At 70.0% G+C, this 14,878-nt stretch carries 16 protein-coding genes; 8 read left to right on the top strand and 8 right to left on the bottom strand.

Annotated elements, in window-relative coordinates; genetic code table 11:
• Positions 1-279 precede the first annotated feature (279 nt).
• Complete coding sequence (locus tag AOK17_RS21900) at positions 280-840, top strand: GNAT family N-acetyltransferase (RefSeq protein ID WP_055614300.1); 561 nt, start codon at positions 280-282, stop codon at positions 838-840.
• A 34-nt stretch (positions 841-874) separates the two neighbouring features.
• On the opposite strand, the gene AOK17_RS21895 is transcribed toward AOK17_RS21900, so the two are convergent.
• The 3 genes from AOK17_RS21895 to AOK17_RS21885 all read right to left on the bottom strand — a co-directional run bounded on the left by AOK17_RS21895 (position 875) and on the right by AOK17_RS21885 (position 2,907).
• Positions 875-1,702: an SAM-dependent methyltransferase gene (locus tag AOK17_RS21895; RefSeq protein ID WP_055614221.1), complete on the bottom strand. Its 828-nt coding sequence runs from the start codon at positions 1,700-1,702 to the stop codon at positions 875-877.
• 84 nt (positions 1,703-1,786) lie between these two features.
• The gene (locus AOK17_RS21890; RefSeq protein ID WP_055614220.1) at positions 1,787-2,038 is read right to left on the bottom strand and encodes a DUF397 domain-containing protein; all 252 of its coding nucleotides are present in this window, start codon (positions 2,036-2,038) and stop codon (positions 1,787-1,789) included.
• Positions 2,035-2,907 carry a helix-turn-helix domain-containing protein gene (locus tag AOK17_RS21885; RefSeq protein WP_055614219.1) on the bottom strand — a complete coding sequence of 291 codons (873 nt, stop codon included), beginning with the start codon at positions 2,905-2,907 and terminating at the stop codon, positions 2,035-2,037. Before AOK17_RS21885 ends, AOK17_RS21890 begins: the two co-directional genes overlap by 4 nt.
• A 135-nt stretch (positions 2,908-3,042) precedes the next feature.
• Between AOK17_RS21885 and AOK17_RS21880 the strand changes: the two genes are divergently transcribed.
• The 3 genes from AOK17_RS21880 to AOK17_RS52370 all read left to right on the top strand — a co-directional run bounded on the left by AOK17_RS21880 (position 3,043) and on the right by AOK17_RS52370 (position 6,700).
• Entirely contained in the window at positions 3,043-3,660 is a 618-nt protein-coding gene (locus tag AOK17_RS21880) for an ATP-binding protein (RefSeq protein ID WP_342671514.1), read from the top strand.
• Between the two features lie 402 nt (positions 3,661-4,062).
• Complete coding sequence (locus tag AOK17_RS21875) at positions 4,063-6,144, top strand: SpoIIE family protein phosphatase (protein WP_055614217.1); 2,082 nt, start codon at positions 4,063-4,065, stop codon at positions 6,142-6,144.
• A gap of 13 nt (positions 6,145-6,157) precedes the next feature.
• On the top strand, positions 6,158-6,700 hold the full coding sequence (locus tag AOK17_RS52370) for a hypothetical protein (protein ID WP_055614216.1): 543 nt from the start codon (positions 6,158-6,160) through the stop codon (positions 6,698-6,700).
• 48 nt (positions 6,701-6,748) lie between these two features.
• Here the strand turns inward: AOK17_RS52370 and AOK17_RS21865 are convergent, their stop codons facing one another.
• The gene (locus tag AOK17_RS21865) at positions 6,749-7,108 is read right to left on the bottom strand and encodes a nuclear transport factor 2-like protein (protein ID WP_055614215.1); all 360 of its coding nucleotides are present in this window, start codon (positions 7,106-7,108) and stop codon (positions 6,749-6,751) included.
• A gap of 38 nt (positions 7,109-7,146) precedes the next feature.
• On the bottom strand, positions 7,147-7,932 hold the full coding sequence (locus tag AOK17_RS21860) for an SDR family oxidoreductase (RefSeq protein ID WP_055614299.1): 786 nt from the start codon (positions 7,930-7,932) through the stop codon (positions 7,147-7,149).
• A gap of 128 nt (positions 7,933-8,060) precedes the next feature.
• On the opposite strand from AOK17_RS21860, the gene AOK17_RS21855 reads away from it, so the two are divergent.
• Positions 8,061-8,570: a winged helix-turn-helix transcriptional regulator gene (locus AOK17_RS21855; protein ID WP_206190801.1), complete on the top strand. Its 510-nt coding sequence runs from the start codon at positions 8,061-8,063 to the stop codon at positions 8,568-8,570.
• Between the two features lie 42 nt (positions 8,571-8,612).
• On the opposite strand, the gene AOK17_RS21850 is transcribed toward AOK17_RS21855, so the two are convergent.
• Positions 8,613-9,395 carry an SDR family NAD(P)-dependent oxidoreductase gene (locus tag AOK17_RS21850; RefSeq protein ID WP_055614214.1) on the bottom strand — a complete coding sequence of 261 codons (783 nt, stop codon included), beginning with the start codon at positions 9,393-9,395 and terminating at the stop codon, positions 8,613-8,615.
• 67 nt (positions 9,396-9,462) lie between these two features.
• Positions 9,463-10,590 (bottom strand): sigma-70 family RNA polymerase sigma factor, encoded by a 1,128-nt coding sequence (locus AOK17_RS21845; protein WP_079053202.1) that lies wholly within the window; start codon positions 10,588-10,590, stop codon positions 9,463-9,465.
• Between the two features lie 78 nt (positions 10,591-10,668).
• On the opposite strand from AOK17_RS21845, the gene ligA reads away from it, so the two are divergent.
• The 3 genes from ligA (at position 10,669) to AOK17_RS21830 (ending at position 13,824) form a co-directional block, all read left to right on the top strand.
• Positions 10,669-12,786, top strand: coding sequence for an NAD-dependent DNA ligase LigA (gene ligA / locus AOK17_RS21840; protein WP_245697274.1), 2,118 nt, complete (start codon positions 10,669-10,671; stop codon positions 12,784-12,786).
• A 95-nt stretch (positions 12,787-12,881) separates the two neighbouring features.
• Positions 12,882-13,340: a hypothetical protein gene (locus AOK17_RS21835; protein WP_107102470.1), complete on the top strand. Its 459-nt coding sequence runs from the start codon at positions 12,882-12,884 to the stop codon at positions 13,338-13,340.
• 1 nt (position 13,341) lies between these two features.
• The gene (locus AOK17_RS21830; RefSeq protein ID WP_055614212.1) at positions 13,342-13,824 is read left to right on the top strand and encodes a pyridoxamine 5'-phosphate oxidase family protein; all 483 of its coding nucleotides are present in this window, start codon (positions 13,342-13,344) and stop codon (positions 13,822-13,824) included.
• A 19-nt stretch (positions 13,825-13,843) separates the two neighbouring features.
• Here AOK17_RS21830 and AOK17_RS21825 read toward each other — a convergent pair whose 3' ends face one another.
• Positions 13,844-14,716, bottom strand: coding sequence for an endonuclease/exonuclease/phosphatase family protein (locus AOK17_RS21825; RefSeq protein ID WP_079053206.1), 873 nt, complete (start codon positions 14,714-14,716; stop codon positions 13,844-13,846).
• Between the last annotated feature and the right edge of the window lie 162 nt (positions 14,717-14,878).

The following is a 14,878-nucleotide window of genomic DNA, read 5'->3' as shown; positions in this document are numbered from 1 at the left end:
TCTCTTGGGTACCCCCGACCACTGGTGGCGCGTTCTGAGCGGGCGGGCCCCGCATACGGACCAAGTTCGCCGCTCTACTGACAGATCTGGCACGGCATTTGATCGCCGCAAGCGGTTCCCGGGCGGTTCGCCGAAACCCGGCCCGCCGCTTGAACCCCGTCTTCTGTCCTGTTCACGCCCACCGGCGGACGCGGGCCCGGGTCACCGCCACATCCCGGCGGGCGCCACGTTTCCTGAAACCCGGTGGCGGCCCCGTCCGGCGGGGGTGACCATCTCGGCATGGGTATCTTCCTGGAGACCGACCGGCTCGCGCTGCGGCCGTTCACCGTCGCCGACGTCGACCATCTGCTCGCGCTGGACGGAGACCCCGACGTCATGCGCTTCATCGACGGTGGTCGTCCGGTGAGCCGTGAGCAGATCCGGGCGAAGACCCTGCCGCGGCTCCTGCACGATCATCCGGGGCTCGGGACCCGCGGCTACTGGGCGGCCGAGGAGAAGGCCACCGGGCTGTTCCTGGGCTGGTTCGAATTCCGGCCGCTCGAAGAGGACAGCCCTGCCGTCGTCGAACTCGGCTATCGACTCAACAAGGCCGCCTGGGGCCGTGGTTACGCCACCGAGGGGTCACAGGCCCTCATCGACAAGGGCTTCACCGACCTCGGCGTCGAGCGCGTGACCGCGAACACCATGACGGTCAACACGGGATCCCGGCGGGTGATGGAGAAGGCGGGCCTGTCCTTCGTCCGGACCTTCACCCAGGACTGGCCGGACGCGCTCGCGGGCTCCGAGCACGGCGAGGTCGAGTACGAACTCACCCTGACCGACTGGCAGCGACAGCAGTAGGCGCGTCGGTGGGCCGTGGCGGCCCACCGCCCCGCTACGGCTTCACGCCCACCCCGGTCCAGAGGCTGACCTCGGCGTCCATCGGCTGCTGCTCCGTGGCAGCGTTGTCATCCTGTGCGTCCGGGCGCCAGCGGTGGCCGACGGTGATGCCGGGGTCGAGGAGGTCGAGGCCGTCGAAGAAGCGGGCTACGTCCTTCTGGGACCGGAACTGCACGGGGGTGCCGGCGCCCGTGTAGATCGCGGTGACCTTCTCCCAGGTGGGCGGGTCGAAGTCGGGCGTGCAGTGGCTCAGGGCCAGGGCGCTGCCGGAGGGCAGAGCGTCGAGCAGGCGGCCGACGATCCCGTACGGGTCCTGGGCGTCGGTGACGAAGTGCATGAGGGCGTTCAGGGACAGCGCGACGGGCCGGCCCACGTCCAGCACCTCGGCCAACTCGGGTGCGTTCAGGAGCGATTCGGGGTCGTTGGCATCCGCCTCGATGTACGTGGTGCGGCCCTGGGGAGTACTGCGCATCAGGCGCTCGGCGTATTTGAGGACGAGGGGGTCGTTGTCCGCGTAGACCACCCTGGCCTCGGGAACCACGCTCTGGGCGACCTGGTGGAGGTTCGGCTCGGTGGGGATGCCGGTGCCGATGTCGAGCCACTGGCGGATGCCGTGCTCCCGTGCGAGAACCCGGGTGGCGCGGTGCATGAAGGCCCGGTTCTCGCGGGCGCACACGAAGATGCCGGGATAGGCCGCCGCGACCGACTCCGCCGCCTGCTTGTCGATGTCGAAGTGGTCCTTGCCGCCCAGGTAGTAGTCGTACATGCGGGCGGAGTGCGGCCTGCTGGTGTCGATGTCCCGCGCGGCCTGGGAGTTGCTCATTCTTTCCCCTTCAGTGGTGTACGTCGGCGTGCCGGGCAGGTCGCGGCCGGGGCCGGCCCGAGGTCTTCCCGTTCGTGGTGTGGTTCAGCCGGCCGCCAGATGATCGGCGAGGCCCTTCTTGACGCCGGCGACGAACGCGGCGATCTCCTGCGGTGTGTAGATCAGCGCGGGACCGGCGGGATCGTTCGACTGCCGCAACGCCACGCGGCCGTCGGCGAGTTGCTTCGTCTCCACACACTGCCCCCCGTTGGGGCCGCTCCACGGACGCTCCCAGCCCTGCTCGCCGAGTTCCGACGCGGGCATTCCGTTGTACACACTTCCGTCGGTGGTGGTCATGAGTACTCCTTGCGCATGCGGTTCAACAGGGCCTTGCTGTCCGCGGACGAGGTGAGCAAGGACATCCGGTTGTGCGCCTCCAGATGACCGGCGACGTCGGAGCGCTGGTCCAGATACACGGAGGCGGAGAGGATCTCGCTGTAGACGATGTCCGGCAGTTCCCGCTCCTCGAACCGGAAGTAGGTGAAGGGGGCGCAGGCCCCGATGTGGGCCCCCGCCGTGAACGGCACGACGTCGACGCTCACATGGTCCAGCTCCGAGACCTCCAGGAGCCGCTCGATCTGCTCCCGCATCACCTCGGCACCGCCCACCATCCGGTGCAGTACGGTCTCCTCCATCACGACCCATAACGTGGGTGCGTCAGGTCTCTCCAGCAGGCTCTGCCGGCGCAGCCGCAGATCGACCCGCCGCGCCAGGTCCTCGTCGCTCTCGTTGGGAAAGCCCCCTCGCAGCACGGCACGCGCGTAGTTGTACGTCTGCAGCAGCCCGGTGACGTAGTGCGGCTCATAGGTGCGCAGTGTCTTGGCGCCGGTCTCCAGGCTCACGTACGCGCTGAACCAGTCGGGCACCACATCGCGGTACGCGTGCCACCAGCCGGGCTCGTTGGCCCGCTCGGCCAGGGTGACGAACTCGTCGACCTCCTGCTGCGCGGCCCCGTAGGTCTGCAGCAGTTTCTCCACATAGAGGGTCTTGAGCGCGACCTCCGCCTTCTCCAGCCTGCGGATGGTCAGCGGCTTCACGTGCAGGGCCCTCGCCGCGTCGTCCAGCGACACTCCCGCGCCCTGCCGCAGCTCCTGCAGCCGCTTGCCCAGGATCATGCGGAGAACAGTGGGTGCACTGGTGCCGACGCCCGAACGAGCTTCGCTCACGCCCTACCTCCTGAGGAACTGTCACCAGTACGAGTCTGACAGCGACTTGCTGATGGCACCAGACAGATACCGCCTTGCTGAAATTATCAGGGAGACGGTTGCAGCGTGAACTGAGCTACCAGCATAGTTAGTTCTGTGAGCGATCCCACCGAACGCGCGCGCATCGTCGTCAACACCCGCCACGCCCCGTGGAGTTGGCGCACCTCAGCGTTCGGACCGCAGGCCGCCGGAACACCCCGCCGGACGGAGCCGAAGGTCGTGATCCCCAACTCTCCCAGCGCTCCTCCTTGTTGGAAGGCAATCACCGTGTCCCCCCACACGACTCCCTCCCTTCGACTCTTAGGCTCCACGAACACGGACACAGCACACTGGCTCGAACTCCCGGCGCACCGGACCAGCGTCAAGGTCGCCCGCAACACGCTGGGCGAGCGGCTCACCGCGTGGCGTCTGCCCTGCGAGTTGCGCGATGACGCCGTGCTGCTCGTGTCCGAGCTGGCCACGAACGCCGTACTGCACACGGTCAGTACGCGGATTCTGTGCGGCGTCGGGCTCACCGCGGACGGGGGCCTGCGCCTGGAGGTGCACGACGAGGACCGCACGGGCCGCCTCCTGCCCCGGTGCGATCCGGGCCCCGACGACGAGAACGGCCGCGGGCTGCTCCTCGTACAGCACATAGCCGACACGTGGGGAGTCGACCGCTCCACGCTCACCGGGGGCCACGCGGTCTGGGCGACCTTGACCGACAGCGCCTGAACCCACCCGGTTCGAGACCCCCTCCCTCCCGGATGCCGGCGGGTACGGCGCCCGTCGGCATCCGCCGCACCCGCTTCCGGCGGATCCACCGGAAGCGGACCCGCCGGAAGCGCACCCCGAGGTCCGCACAGTCCGCGACCTGTCGCATGCGGTCAGTGACCACTGTGACACCTGAGGCTCCTGATCACGCTGTCGGAGTGGTGGCCCGCGCCGAGGCGCGATGCTCCGCGCCCGGATCTCCCCGCCATTTCCGTGGCGTCTTCGCCGGACAACCACTGCTGTGTTGGGAGATGGTGAAGGCAGACGAGAACGGCACCGGAGGAAACGGTGGGCACGGTAGAACAGGGGACAGTCGGCACAGGGAACGGCGTGCCGCGTAAACGGGCGAAAGCGGTGCCTGCAATGAGCGCAGCCGGAATTCCCGTGTCCGACGACGACGAACGGGTCCGCGGGCCGTTACAGCCGAGCGCGCTGCTGGACGTGCTGGGCGTGGCCTCGGTGGTGCTGGACACCGAGGGACGCGTCGTGCTGTGGAGCCCGCAGGCCGAGGAACTGTTCGGCTACACGGCACGGGAGGCGCTGGGCGAGTACGCGGCCCGGCTGATGGTGCACGAGCAGCACGTCGACCTGGCCGTGAAGCTGTTCACCGACGTCATGGACACCGGTCGGGGCTGGGCCGGCGGCTTCCCCGTCCGGCACAAGGACGGCACCACGCGGCTCGTGGAGTTCCGGAACATGCGGCTCCTGGACGACCGCGGTGGCGTCTACGCCCTGGGGCTCGCCGCCGATCAGTCGACCGTGCACCGCCTCGAACGGGATGTCGCGCTCTCCGTACAGATGGTTTCGCAGTCCCCGATCGGGCTGGCGGTCCTGGACACGGACCTGCGGTACGTGTCGGTCAACCCTGCCCTGGAGCGGATCAACGGCATCTCCGCCGCCGAGCACGTCGGCCGGACGATCCGCGAGGCGCTGCCGTTCCTGGACGCCGAGGCCATAGAGTCCGCGGCGCGCCAAGTCCTCTCCACTGGTGTCCCGCTCGTCGAACAGGCCACGATCGGCCGGACTCCGGCCGATCCGAACGAGGACCATGCCTGGTCGGCCTCTTACTACCGGCTGGAGGACTCCCTGCAGACCGTGCTGGGGGTCGCCGTCTCGGTCGTCGACGTGACCGAGCGGCACCGCTCGGCGATCGAGGCGGAGACAGCGCGACGACGCCTCACGGTCATCGCCGACGCCTCGGCCCGTATCGGCACGACGCTGGAGCTGGACCGCACCGCCTGTGAACTCGCCGACGTCGCCGTGCCGGAGCTCGCCGACATCGCGTCCGTGGACCTGCTGGAGGCGGTGGTGGAGGGCCGCCGCAGCGACCTCGGCCCCACGGAGCCCACTCTGATCCGCACTCTGGCCGTCCGGACCGATCACGCCGCCACCGAGGCCCCTGACGAGGCCGCGCCTCGCGGACAGGTGGCCCGGTACGGCTCCGACCGTCTCGTCACCCAGTGCATACGCACGGGCAGCCCGGTCATGGTGTCGCAGGTGAAGGACGAGGACCTGCTCCGTATCGCCCAGGACCCCCAGTCGGCCGTGCTCCTGGGCCGGGCGGGCGTCCACTCGTACCTGGTAGTGCCGTTGGTCGCGCGCGGCGAGGTGCTCGGCGCCCTGGATCTCAAGCGGACCCGCAACCCGCGGCCCTTCACCAATGACGATCTCGTACTGGCCCGGGAGCTGGCCGCCCGTGCGGCCGTGCAGATCGACAACGCCCGCTGGTACCAGAACGCCCGCAACACGGCCATCGCCCTGCAGCGCAGTCTGCTGCCCAGCCACCCGCGCATGACCACCGGTCTGGAGGTCGCCTCCCGCTACCAGCCCGCGGGGGCGGCCGGTGAGGTGGGCGGCGACTGGTTCGACGTTCTCCCCCTGGACGGCGACAAGACCGCGCTCGTCGTGGGTGACGTGATGGGCAGCGGCATCAACGCGGCGGCGACCATGGGCCGACTGCGCACCGCGACAAGCACCCTGGCCTCGCTCGACCTCGATCCCGCCCGGCTCCTCGAACACCTCGACAAGACCACCGGGGGCCTGGACGAGTCCATCGCCACCTGCGTGTACGCCGTCTACGACCCCCACAAGCACCAGTGCAGGATCGCCAACGCAGGGCACCTGCCGCCGGCCCGTCTCCGCGTCGGCCACCCTCCCGAACTGCTGGACCTGCCCACCGGGGCACCACTCGGCGTGGGCGGCGTCGCCTTCTCCACGACCACCGTCGACCTCGAACCGGGCGACCAGCTCGTCTTCTACACCGACGGGCTCGTCGAAACGCGCCAGCACGACCTCGACGACCGCCTCAACACGTTCCTGGGCCTCCTCGACGATCCAACACGCCCCCTGGAAGACGTCTGCGACCTCCTTCTGAGCACCCTGCACCACCCCGACAACCACGACGACGTGGCCCTGCTCATCGCCCGCGCCCGGCCACAGGCGTAAGGATCCCTCGCTCATGACCAGCCTCGCCCAGCTGCGCAGGACGGCGCTCTCGCTCCCCGGGACGGCGGAACGAAGCACCGACTCCGGCACGAAGGCATTCACCGTGCGCGACAAGCGGTTCGCCTCGATGGGCAAGGACGCCTACGTACAGCTGCACCTCCCCACGGCGGACGCGGACGAGGTCCTTGCCGCGCACCCGACCGCCGAGCGGCTGACCCGCGGCGCGACGCCCACCGGCGTACGCCTTCCGATCGGGGACATCAACGGTCAGCAGCTCAACCACTGGGTACGTCGCGCCTGGCTCGCGCACGCGCCCAAGCGACTGGCGGCGCAGGCACGAGCCGCGGAGACGGCGGCTGCCGGTGAGGTCGGTGACCTGCCCAGGGCCATCAGAAGCCCCGCGACTCGGGCGCTCGCCAACGTCGGCATCACCACGCTCGCCCAGGTCGCCGAGTTGAGCGAGGCCGAGCTGCTGGCCATGCACGGCGTCGGCCCGAAGGCGGTTCGCCTTCTCGGCGAGGCGCTCAGCGCGACGGGACACCGCCCCAAGGGCTGACGCGGCGGTTGCCTCCCGGCAGGGGCGGCGCGCGGCGAGTCCGCGGATTCAGGGTTCGATGACGAGGCGTTCGACGAGGTCGTCGCGGAGCGTGAACCGGTAGTGGAGATCGACGGTGCCGCCGGGGAAGTCGCCTTCGAGGTGCTGGGTGGCGATGAAGTGGTCCGCGTCGGTCTCCCGGGCGTCGGTGAGCTTGACAGTGAAGGTGTATTCGGTGGCGGCCCGGCCCAGCCATCCCTCGATCGCCGCGACACCCTCGTAGGTATGGCCGTCGTCGACCACCGTGGCGTCGCCGGTGAACGCCGTGACCGCGGTGGCGGTGTCGTGGTCGCGGTGGGCCGTCAGATAGCGGGTGATCACCTCGGGCAGGGCGTCCAGGGCGATGGTCCGGGGCTGGTTGTCGTGCATGACGCTCCTCGTGCAGGGGGTGAAGGGTGGTCGCGGGATCAGACGGTGGGGGTGGTGCCGCCGTCGATGACGTGCTCGGCGCCGACGATGGCCGAGGCCCGGTCGGAGACGAGGAAGGCGACGAGTTCGGCGACTTCCTCGGGCCGGTTGGGGCGGCCGAGCGGGATGCCGCCGAGGGAGTCCATGAGCCGGCCCAGCGCCGCTTCCTCGGTGATGCCCGCCTCGTGGGCGATCCGGGCGACCAGGTCGTCGGCGGCGGACGTCTGGACGAAGCCGGGCGAGACGGCGTTGACGCGGACGCCCTGTGGGGCGACCTCGTTGGCCAGGCCCTTGCTGTATGTGGTCAGGGCGGCCTTGGCGGCGGCGTAGGCCAGGGTTCCGTTCCACAGCGGCATGCGGCGCTGGATCGAGGTGACGTGCACGATCGCGCCCTTGCCGCCGGCGATCATGTGCGGCAGGAGAGCACGGTCCAGACGGACGGCGGCCAGCAGGTTCGTGTTCAGTTCCCTGGTCCAGTCGTCCTCGCCGAGCGCCGCGAAGCCGCCGGCGGGTGCCTCCGATCCACCGAGGGTGTTGACGAGGATGTCGACGCCTCCGAGGCGGGCGTCCACCTCCGCGACGACGTGGGCGGCGCCCTCCGCGGTGGACAGGTCGGCTTCGACGAAGGTCTTCGCCTCGACGTCGTCGGGGCGGCTGCGGGCGGTGACGAGCGCGGTCGCACCGGCTTCGGCCAGGCGTCGGGCGATGGCGGCTCCGGTGCCTTTGGTGCCGCCGGTGACCAGGGCGCGCCTGTCTTCGAGGGATTCGCTGAGGGTTGTGGTCACGGTGTCCCATTTCCGGGTGCGGGCATGCGGGATCCGGGTGTCGGCATGGTGCACTGCCACTCCCGTTTCGACTGCTAAAATAGAAGCTACTAACTTCGACTTTAGCAGTAACTGAAGGGACGGTCGCCGTGGCAAGCCGGATCAGGCTGGAGGACCGGGAGTGCCCGCTGTCCACGACGGTGCAGCACGTCGGCGAGTGGTGGACTCTGCTGATCCTCCATGACGCCTTCGACGGCTACACCCGCTTCGACCAGTTCCAGGAGAGCCTCGGCATCTCCTCCAGCATGCTCACCACCAGGCTCAAGACCCTGGTGGAGGACGGGCTGCTGGAGCGCAGGCCGTACCAGACCAACCCCGTCCGCCACGAGTACGTGCTGACCGAGCTCGGGCACTCCCTGCGACCGGTGATCGTCACCCTGGCCGCGTGGGGCAACTCCCGCCTCCCGGCGGCGGAGCGCAGCATGATCCTCGTAGACGCGCACAGCGGCCAGGAGGTCGAGCCCGTCGTCGTCGACGCCAGGACCGGGCGCCGACTCGACGACAGCGACGACTATGTGTTCGCGGCGGGGCCTGCGGCCAGCGATGCCATGCGCAGCCGCTACGCGACACGGACAGGGAGCCCGGCGGAGGAGGCGTAGGACGAGCGGCGCAGGGCATGGGCACGCAGGGTGCCCGACGCCTCAGCTCGTGAACATCGCGGTTCCGTTCACCCACGTTCCGGTGACCGCTCCGGCGCGCTCCGAGGCGAGGAACGCGGCCAGTTCCGCGACCTCCCGCAGCCTCGGCGACGCCGGGAGCATGCGCAGGCCGTCCAGCATGTCGAGGATGCCCCGCAGTGCCTCGGGGCTCGCCATCGCCGGGTTCACGGCTCCGAGCTTCTCCGGCGTCAGGGTCTCCGGCACTCCGGCCACCCACAGCCCGAGCGCCCGTACGCCCTTCGGACCGAGTTCGTGAGCCAGCGCGCGGATCAGGGTGTCGATCGCCGCGTCCGCGGGGCACGTACCGCCCATCATCGGGCTGGCGTGCGCGGAGCCGCTGTTGAGGGCGAGGATCACGCCGGAGCCCTGCTCCGCCATACGGCGGCCCGCGGCCCGGGCGGTGATGAAATTGGTGGTGACGCCGGTGGTCACCGGGGCGATGTAGTCGGCCACCGACATGTCCACCAGGGGCGTGCCCTGCACGTCGTTGCGGGTGATGAGGTTGAACGAGATGTCGACCGAGCCCGCCTCCGCCAGCACGGTGTCGGCGTGCTCCTCCACCGACCGCTCGTCGAGCGCGTCGACCACGGCCACGTGCGCCCGGCCGCCCGCCGCCTCGATCTCCTTGGCCACCGCCTCCAGCTTGGCGGCCGTCCGTCCGGCGAGGAAGACGCGGGCGCCCTCGCGCGCGAAGGTGCGGGCGACGGCACCACCGATACTCCCGCCGGCGCCGTAGATGATCGCGTTCTTGTCCTGCAGCAGCATGATGGCTCCTGGTCCGCTGTCGTGATCCGAAGATGTCGGCCATACAGACGCACGGCGAGCGCGTCAGTCATCGCTCCTGTTCGGAAATCTTCAGCGGCAGCCCGAAAGCCGGCAGCAGGTGCGGCTCGAAGGTGGTGATCTCCGCGATGCGGCCGTCCTCGATACGCAGGACGTCCAGGTTCTGGGCGCGGTAGACGGTCGTCCCCGGCCGTTGGACGTAACCGCCCACCGCCGGGAGCCCGTTCGCCCAGGTCGGCAGGTGCCGCCACCGGCCGAAGTACATCGGGGAGGCCGGGTCGAGACTCTGGCCGACGAAGGCGAGAATCGCCTCGCGTCCGACGAACCAGAGCGGGTTCGGCGGCATGGTGAGCTTGGCGTCGGCGGTCAGCAGTTCAGCCATCGCGGACAGATCGAGCCGCTCGGCAGCGTCCCGGTAGCGCTCGACCACCTCACGCTCCTCGCGGGTCGGTGCGGCCGCAGGGGCCCATTCCGTACGGCGGCCCGCCGGGAGATGCTCGCGCAGTGCGGGCCGGGCGCGCTGCAGGGCGCTGTTGACGGAGGCGGTGGACAGCTCCAGCAGCCCGGCGGTCTCCGTGGCCGGCAGACCCACCACGTCCCGCAGGATCAGTACCGCCCGCTGTCTCGGCGGCAGATGCTGCAGCGCGGCGAGGAAGACCAGTTCGACCGTCTCCCGCGACAGCGCCTGCGACTCGGGGCCCGCCTCCTCGGCGGGGATGTCGGCGAGCAGCTCGTCGGGGTACGGCTGCAGCCACGCGATCCGTGTCGGCGGCTCGCCCTTGCCGTGTTCCATACCGGGCAGCCGCTCGTACGGGTGCGGGGTGCGCTGGTGGCGGCGCAGATGGTCCAGGCAGGTGTTGGTGGCGATGCGGTACAGCCAGGTGCGCATGCTCGCCCGGCCCTCGTACGCCTCCCGGCTCCGCCAGGCCTTCAGGAACGTCTCCTGGACCAGGTCCTCGGCCTCGTCGTACGAGCCGGTCATGCGGTAGCAGTGCACCTGCAGTTCGCGGCGGTACGGCTCCAGGAGCTCGGCGAAACCTGCGTCCGTGTCGGTCTGCTGCGGCACGACGGAGCCTTTCGGGCGGCGACTCGGGTCTGATGCGCCGTCATTGTGCCAGCCGGAAGGCTCCGCGAGGCGGGTCGGGCCGTGGTGCCGCGCGCCCGCCACGTACCGCAGGGCACCGAGACGGCTGAACGCATGGACGGGTACGCCGCCACCGGGGCGTTGTCAGTGGTGGCAGGCAAGATGACAGGCATGACGACACCAGTTGCAGTGATCGTGGATGCCGCCGCCTACGCGCAGGCGGTCGAGGACGCGGTGAAGGCTTCGGCCGCCTACTACGCGGGCGGCACCTCGGTGCTGGACGACGACTCCTACGACCGCTTGGTGCGCGGTATCGCGGCATGGGAGGCCGACCATCCCGACGAGGTGCTGCCCGATTCCCCGAGCGGGAAGGTCGCCGGGGGCGCGGTGGAGGGGGATGTGCCGCACACGGTGGCGATGCTCAGCCTGGACAACGTGTTCTCGGCCGAGGACTTCACCGCCTGGACCGCGTCGCTGGCCCGGCGCATCGGGCACGAGGCGGAGCGGTTCAGTGTCGAGCCGAAGCTGGACGGTCTGGCGATCGCCGCCCGCTACACGCAGGGCCGCCTGGACCGGTTGATCACTCGGGGCGACGGGACGGCCGGGGAGGACGTCTCGCACGCGATCGGCACCATCGAGGGCCTGCCCCAGGAGCTGGCCGAGCCGGTGACTGTGGAGGTGCGCGGTGAAATCCTCATGACCACCGCCCAGTTCGAGCACGCGAACGAGGTGCGCACCGCGCACGGCGGGCAGCCGTTCGCGAACCCGCGCGGCGCCTCGGCGGGCACGCTGCGCGCCAAGGAGCGCGCCTACACGGTGCCGATGACGTTCTTCGGCTACGGCCTGCTGCCTCTCGCCGACACCGAGGCGGAGCTCGCGGAGCGGCTGGGCGAGAGTGCGCACAGTGACCTCATGGTGCGGGCCGCGGGGCTCGGGGTGAACACCACCGCGACCACTGCCGTGCCCGGCATCGTCGCGGAGACGGCCGAGCAGGTGCTGGACCGGGTGCGGGAGATCGCCGCGCTGCGGGCCGAGTTGCCGTTCGGGATCGACGGCATCGTCATCAAGGCGGACCTGGCCGCCGACCAGCAGGCCGCCGGTTCCGGTTCGCGTGCCCCGCGCTGGGCGATCGCCTACAAGCTGCCCGCCGTGGAGAAGATCACCCGGCTGCTGGAGGTGGAGTGGAACGTCGGCCGCACCGGCATCATCGCCCCGCGCGCGGTGCTGGAGCCCGTGGAGATCGACGGCGCCACCATCACGTACGCCACTCTGCACAACCCGGCCGACATCACCCGCCGCGATCTGCGTCTGGGCGACCACGTCATGGTTCACCGCGCCGGCGACGTCATCCCTCGTATCGAGGCCCCCGTCGCCCATCTGCGCACCGGTGCCGAACAGCCCATCGTCTTCCCCGAGGTGTGCCCGCGCTGCGGGGCCGGCATCGACACCAGCGAGCAGCGCTGGCGCTGTGAGAACGGCCGCAACTGCCACCTGGTCGCCGCTCTCTCGTACGCCGCCGGACGGGACCAGCTCGACATCGAAGGCCTTGGCCACACACGGGTCGTGCAGCTCGTCGAGGCGAAGCTGGTCAAGGATCTCGCCGATCTCTTCTCCCTCACCCGCGACCAGTTGCTGAGTCTGGAGCGGATGGGCGAGACCAGCACCGACAACCTCCTTGCCGCGCTCGACACGGCGAAGGGAAGACCGCTGTCGCGGGTGCTGTGCGCGCTCGGGGTCCGTGGCACCGGCCGGTCCATGTCCCGCCGTATCGCCCGGTACTTCGCCACGATGGACCTCATCCGCGCGGCCGACGCCGAAACGATGCAGCAGGTCGAGGGCATCGGCACCGAGAAGGCCCCGTCGATCGTCGCCGAGCTGGCCGAACTGGCCCCGCTGATCGACAAACTCGCCGCGGCCGGGGTGAACATGACCGAGCCCGGGGCCACCCCGCCCCAGCCGGCCGCGGAGAGCAACGAGGACAACGGCGAGGCGAGCGTCGCCGAGAAGGGCGAGGAGAGCGGTGCGAGCGAGGCGGCCGGGCCGCTCGCGGGGATGACCGTGGTCGTCACCGGTGCGATGACCGGGCCGCTGGAGAAGCTCAGCCGCAACCAGATGAACGAACTCATCGAACGCGCCGGTGGCCGCTCCTCCTCCAGCGTCTCCAAGAAGACCACCATGGTCGTCGCCGGTGAGGGCGCCGGATCCAAGCGTGCCAAGGCCGAGTCTCTGGGCGTCCGGCTGGCCACGCCGGACGAGTTCGCCGTCCTCGTCGCCGACTTCGTCGACTGATCCCGCCCCCGAGCGGTGGGACCGATGAGTTTCTCCCGCCGAGGTCGTCCTACATCCGATGAGCGTCGGCGAGCGACAAGGAGGAGATGTTCACCATGGACGGATCGGCACGGCAGGAAGCCTTGGAGAGGCTGGATGTTCTGGTCGGCGAGTGGGTGGTGGAGGCCGACTTCCCCGGACTGGACACGCCTGCCGCTCGCTGCGTGTTCGAGTGGACCCTGGACGGACGGTTCCTGGTGCAGCGCACCGAGATCCCGGTGGCCGAGGCCCCGGACAGCATGGCGATCATCGCGGCCGCCCCGGAGACGGGCGCGTACACACAGCACTACTTCGACTCACGGGGTGTCGCCCGGTTGTACGCGATGAGCTTTGCCGGCGGGGTGTGGCGCCTGCTGCGCGAGGCGCCGGACTTCTCGCCGCTGGACTTCCGGCAGCGGTTCACCGGACACGTCGGTGACGACGGCACCACCATCCGTGGCAGCTGGGAGACCTCGCACGACGACGGGACCACCTGGGAGCACGACTTCACACTCGCCTACCGCAGGAGTCGTTGAGATGACAGTCAGCGGATCACCGGGCGAGGTCGCACGCGGCATCGTCGACGCGAACAGGTACATGGTGCTGGCCACCGCCGACCGAGCGGGGATGCCGTGGAGTTCCCCGGTGTACTTCGCCCATCGGGGATACCGCGAGTTCTTCTGGGTCTCCTCGCCGCAGGCCACCCACTCGCGCAACATCGCGGTACGCCCTCAGGTGGGCATCGTGGTCTTCGACTCCTCGGTGGCGATCGGTACCGGGCAGGGTGTGTACATGTCCGCCGTCGCCGCCCCGGTGGACGCCGCGGACGCTGAGGACGCGCTCGCGGTCTTCTCCCGCCGGTCGGTCACACATGGCGGCCGGGTGTGGACGGCCGACGACATCCAAGACGCTCAAGGCGTCTCCGGCCTGGCCCTCTACCGCGCGGTTGCTGATGAGCATTCGATGCTCGCCAAGGACGGGCAGCCGGATCATCGGGTGCCCGTCCAGCTCACTGGCTGATCGCCTGCGTGCGTGAGGTTCAGGGCTCGAACCTGATGCCGGCGGCGACCGGGAGGTGGTCGCTGCCGGTGGCGGGCAGGGTGCGGATGTCGGTGACCACCATCGAGCGGGTCATGACGTGGTCGATCCGGGAGACGGGGAAGGTCGCGGGCCAGCTGAAGGCGAAGTTGCGTCCGGCGGAGTCCATCCGCTCGGTGACCGGGTCCAGTCCGCGGTCGTCCACCGTGCTGTTGAGATCGCCCAGCAGGATCACCTTGGCCAGCTTCTCGGCTGCGAGGGCCTCACCCAGCAGGCCGGCGCTCTCGTCCCGCCAACCGGAACTGAGGCCGTTCCATCGGATGCGGACCGAGGGCAAGTGGGCGACGTACACCGCGATATCGCCCTGCGGCGTGCGTGCCGTGGTCCGCAGGCCGCGGTTCCAGCCCTCCGGGATCCCCTCCGGTTTGATGTCCACCGGCCGGACGTCCGACAGCGGATACTTCGACCAGAGTCCGACGGTTCCTTCGACCGCGTGGTGGGGGTAGTCCGCCGCCAGGGCCGACTCGTAGACCGACAGTGCGGAGGGCGTCAGCTCTTCCAGAGCGATGACATCCGGTGCGGCCTCGATCAGGGCACTCGCGGTGCCCTCGGGGTCGCCGTTCTCGTCACTGACGTTGTGTTGGACCGCCGTCATGTCGTGCGCCCCGCTGTCCTCGTCGGCCAGCACCAGCCCGCCGAAGAGGTTCGCCCAGACCGCCACGGGCAGCAGCAGGGCCACCAGGGCGAGGGCCGAGCGACGCAGCAACGCCAGGACGAGCAGCAACGGAACGGCCAGGCCCATCCAGGGCAGAAACGTCTCCAGCAGACTGCCGAGGCGGCCCACCTGGTTGGGCACGACGGAGTGGAACGCCATCAGCCCGGCGGCCAGCACGGCGAGCAACGCGAGAACACGCCCACGCGCCCAGACCGACCGGCCTCCCGTGCCCTTCCCCCACCGCCACCATTCAACGCCCCTCAGCCACCGCCGGACCGCCACAGCCCTCTCCCCCGACGCCACCCGGCCGTTCGCCTGCTC

Origin of the sequence: Streptomyces phaeochromogenes, assembly GCF_001418655.1 — a bacterium.
In the GTDB taxonomy this organism is placed as follows: Bacteria; Actinomycetota; Actinomycetes; order Streptomycetales; family Streptomycetaceae; genus Streptomyces; species Streptomyces phaeochromogenes.
The sequence above is the reverse complement of the archived record's forward strand: the minus strand, read 5'-3'. Positions and strand labels throughout refer to the sequence as shown.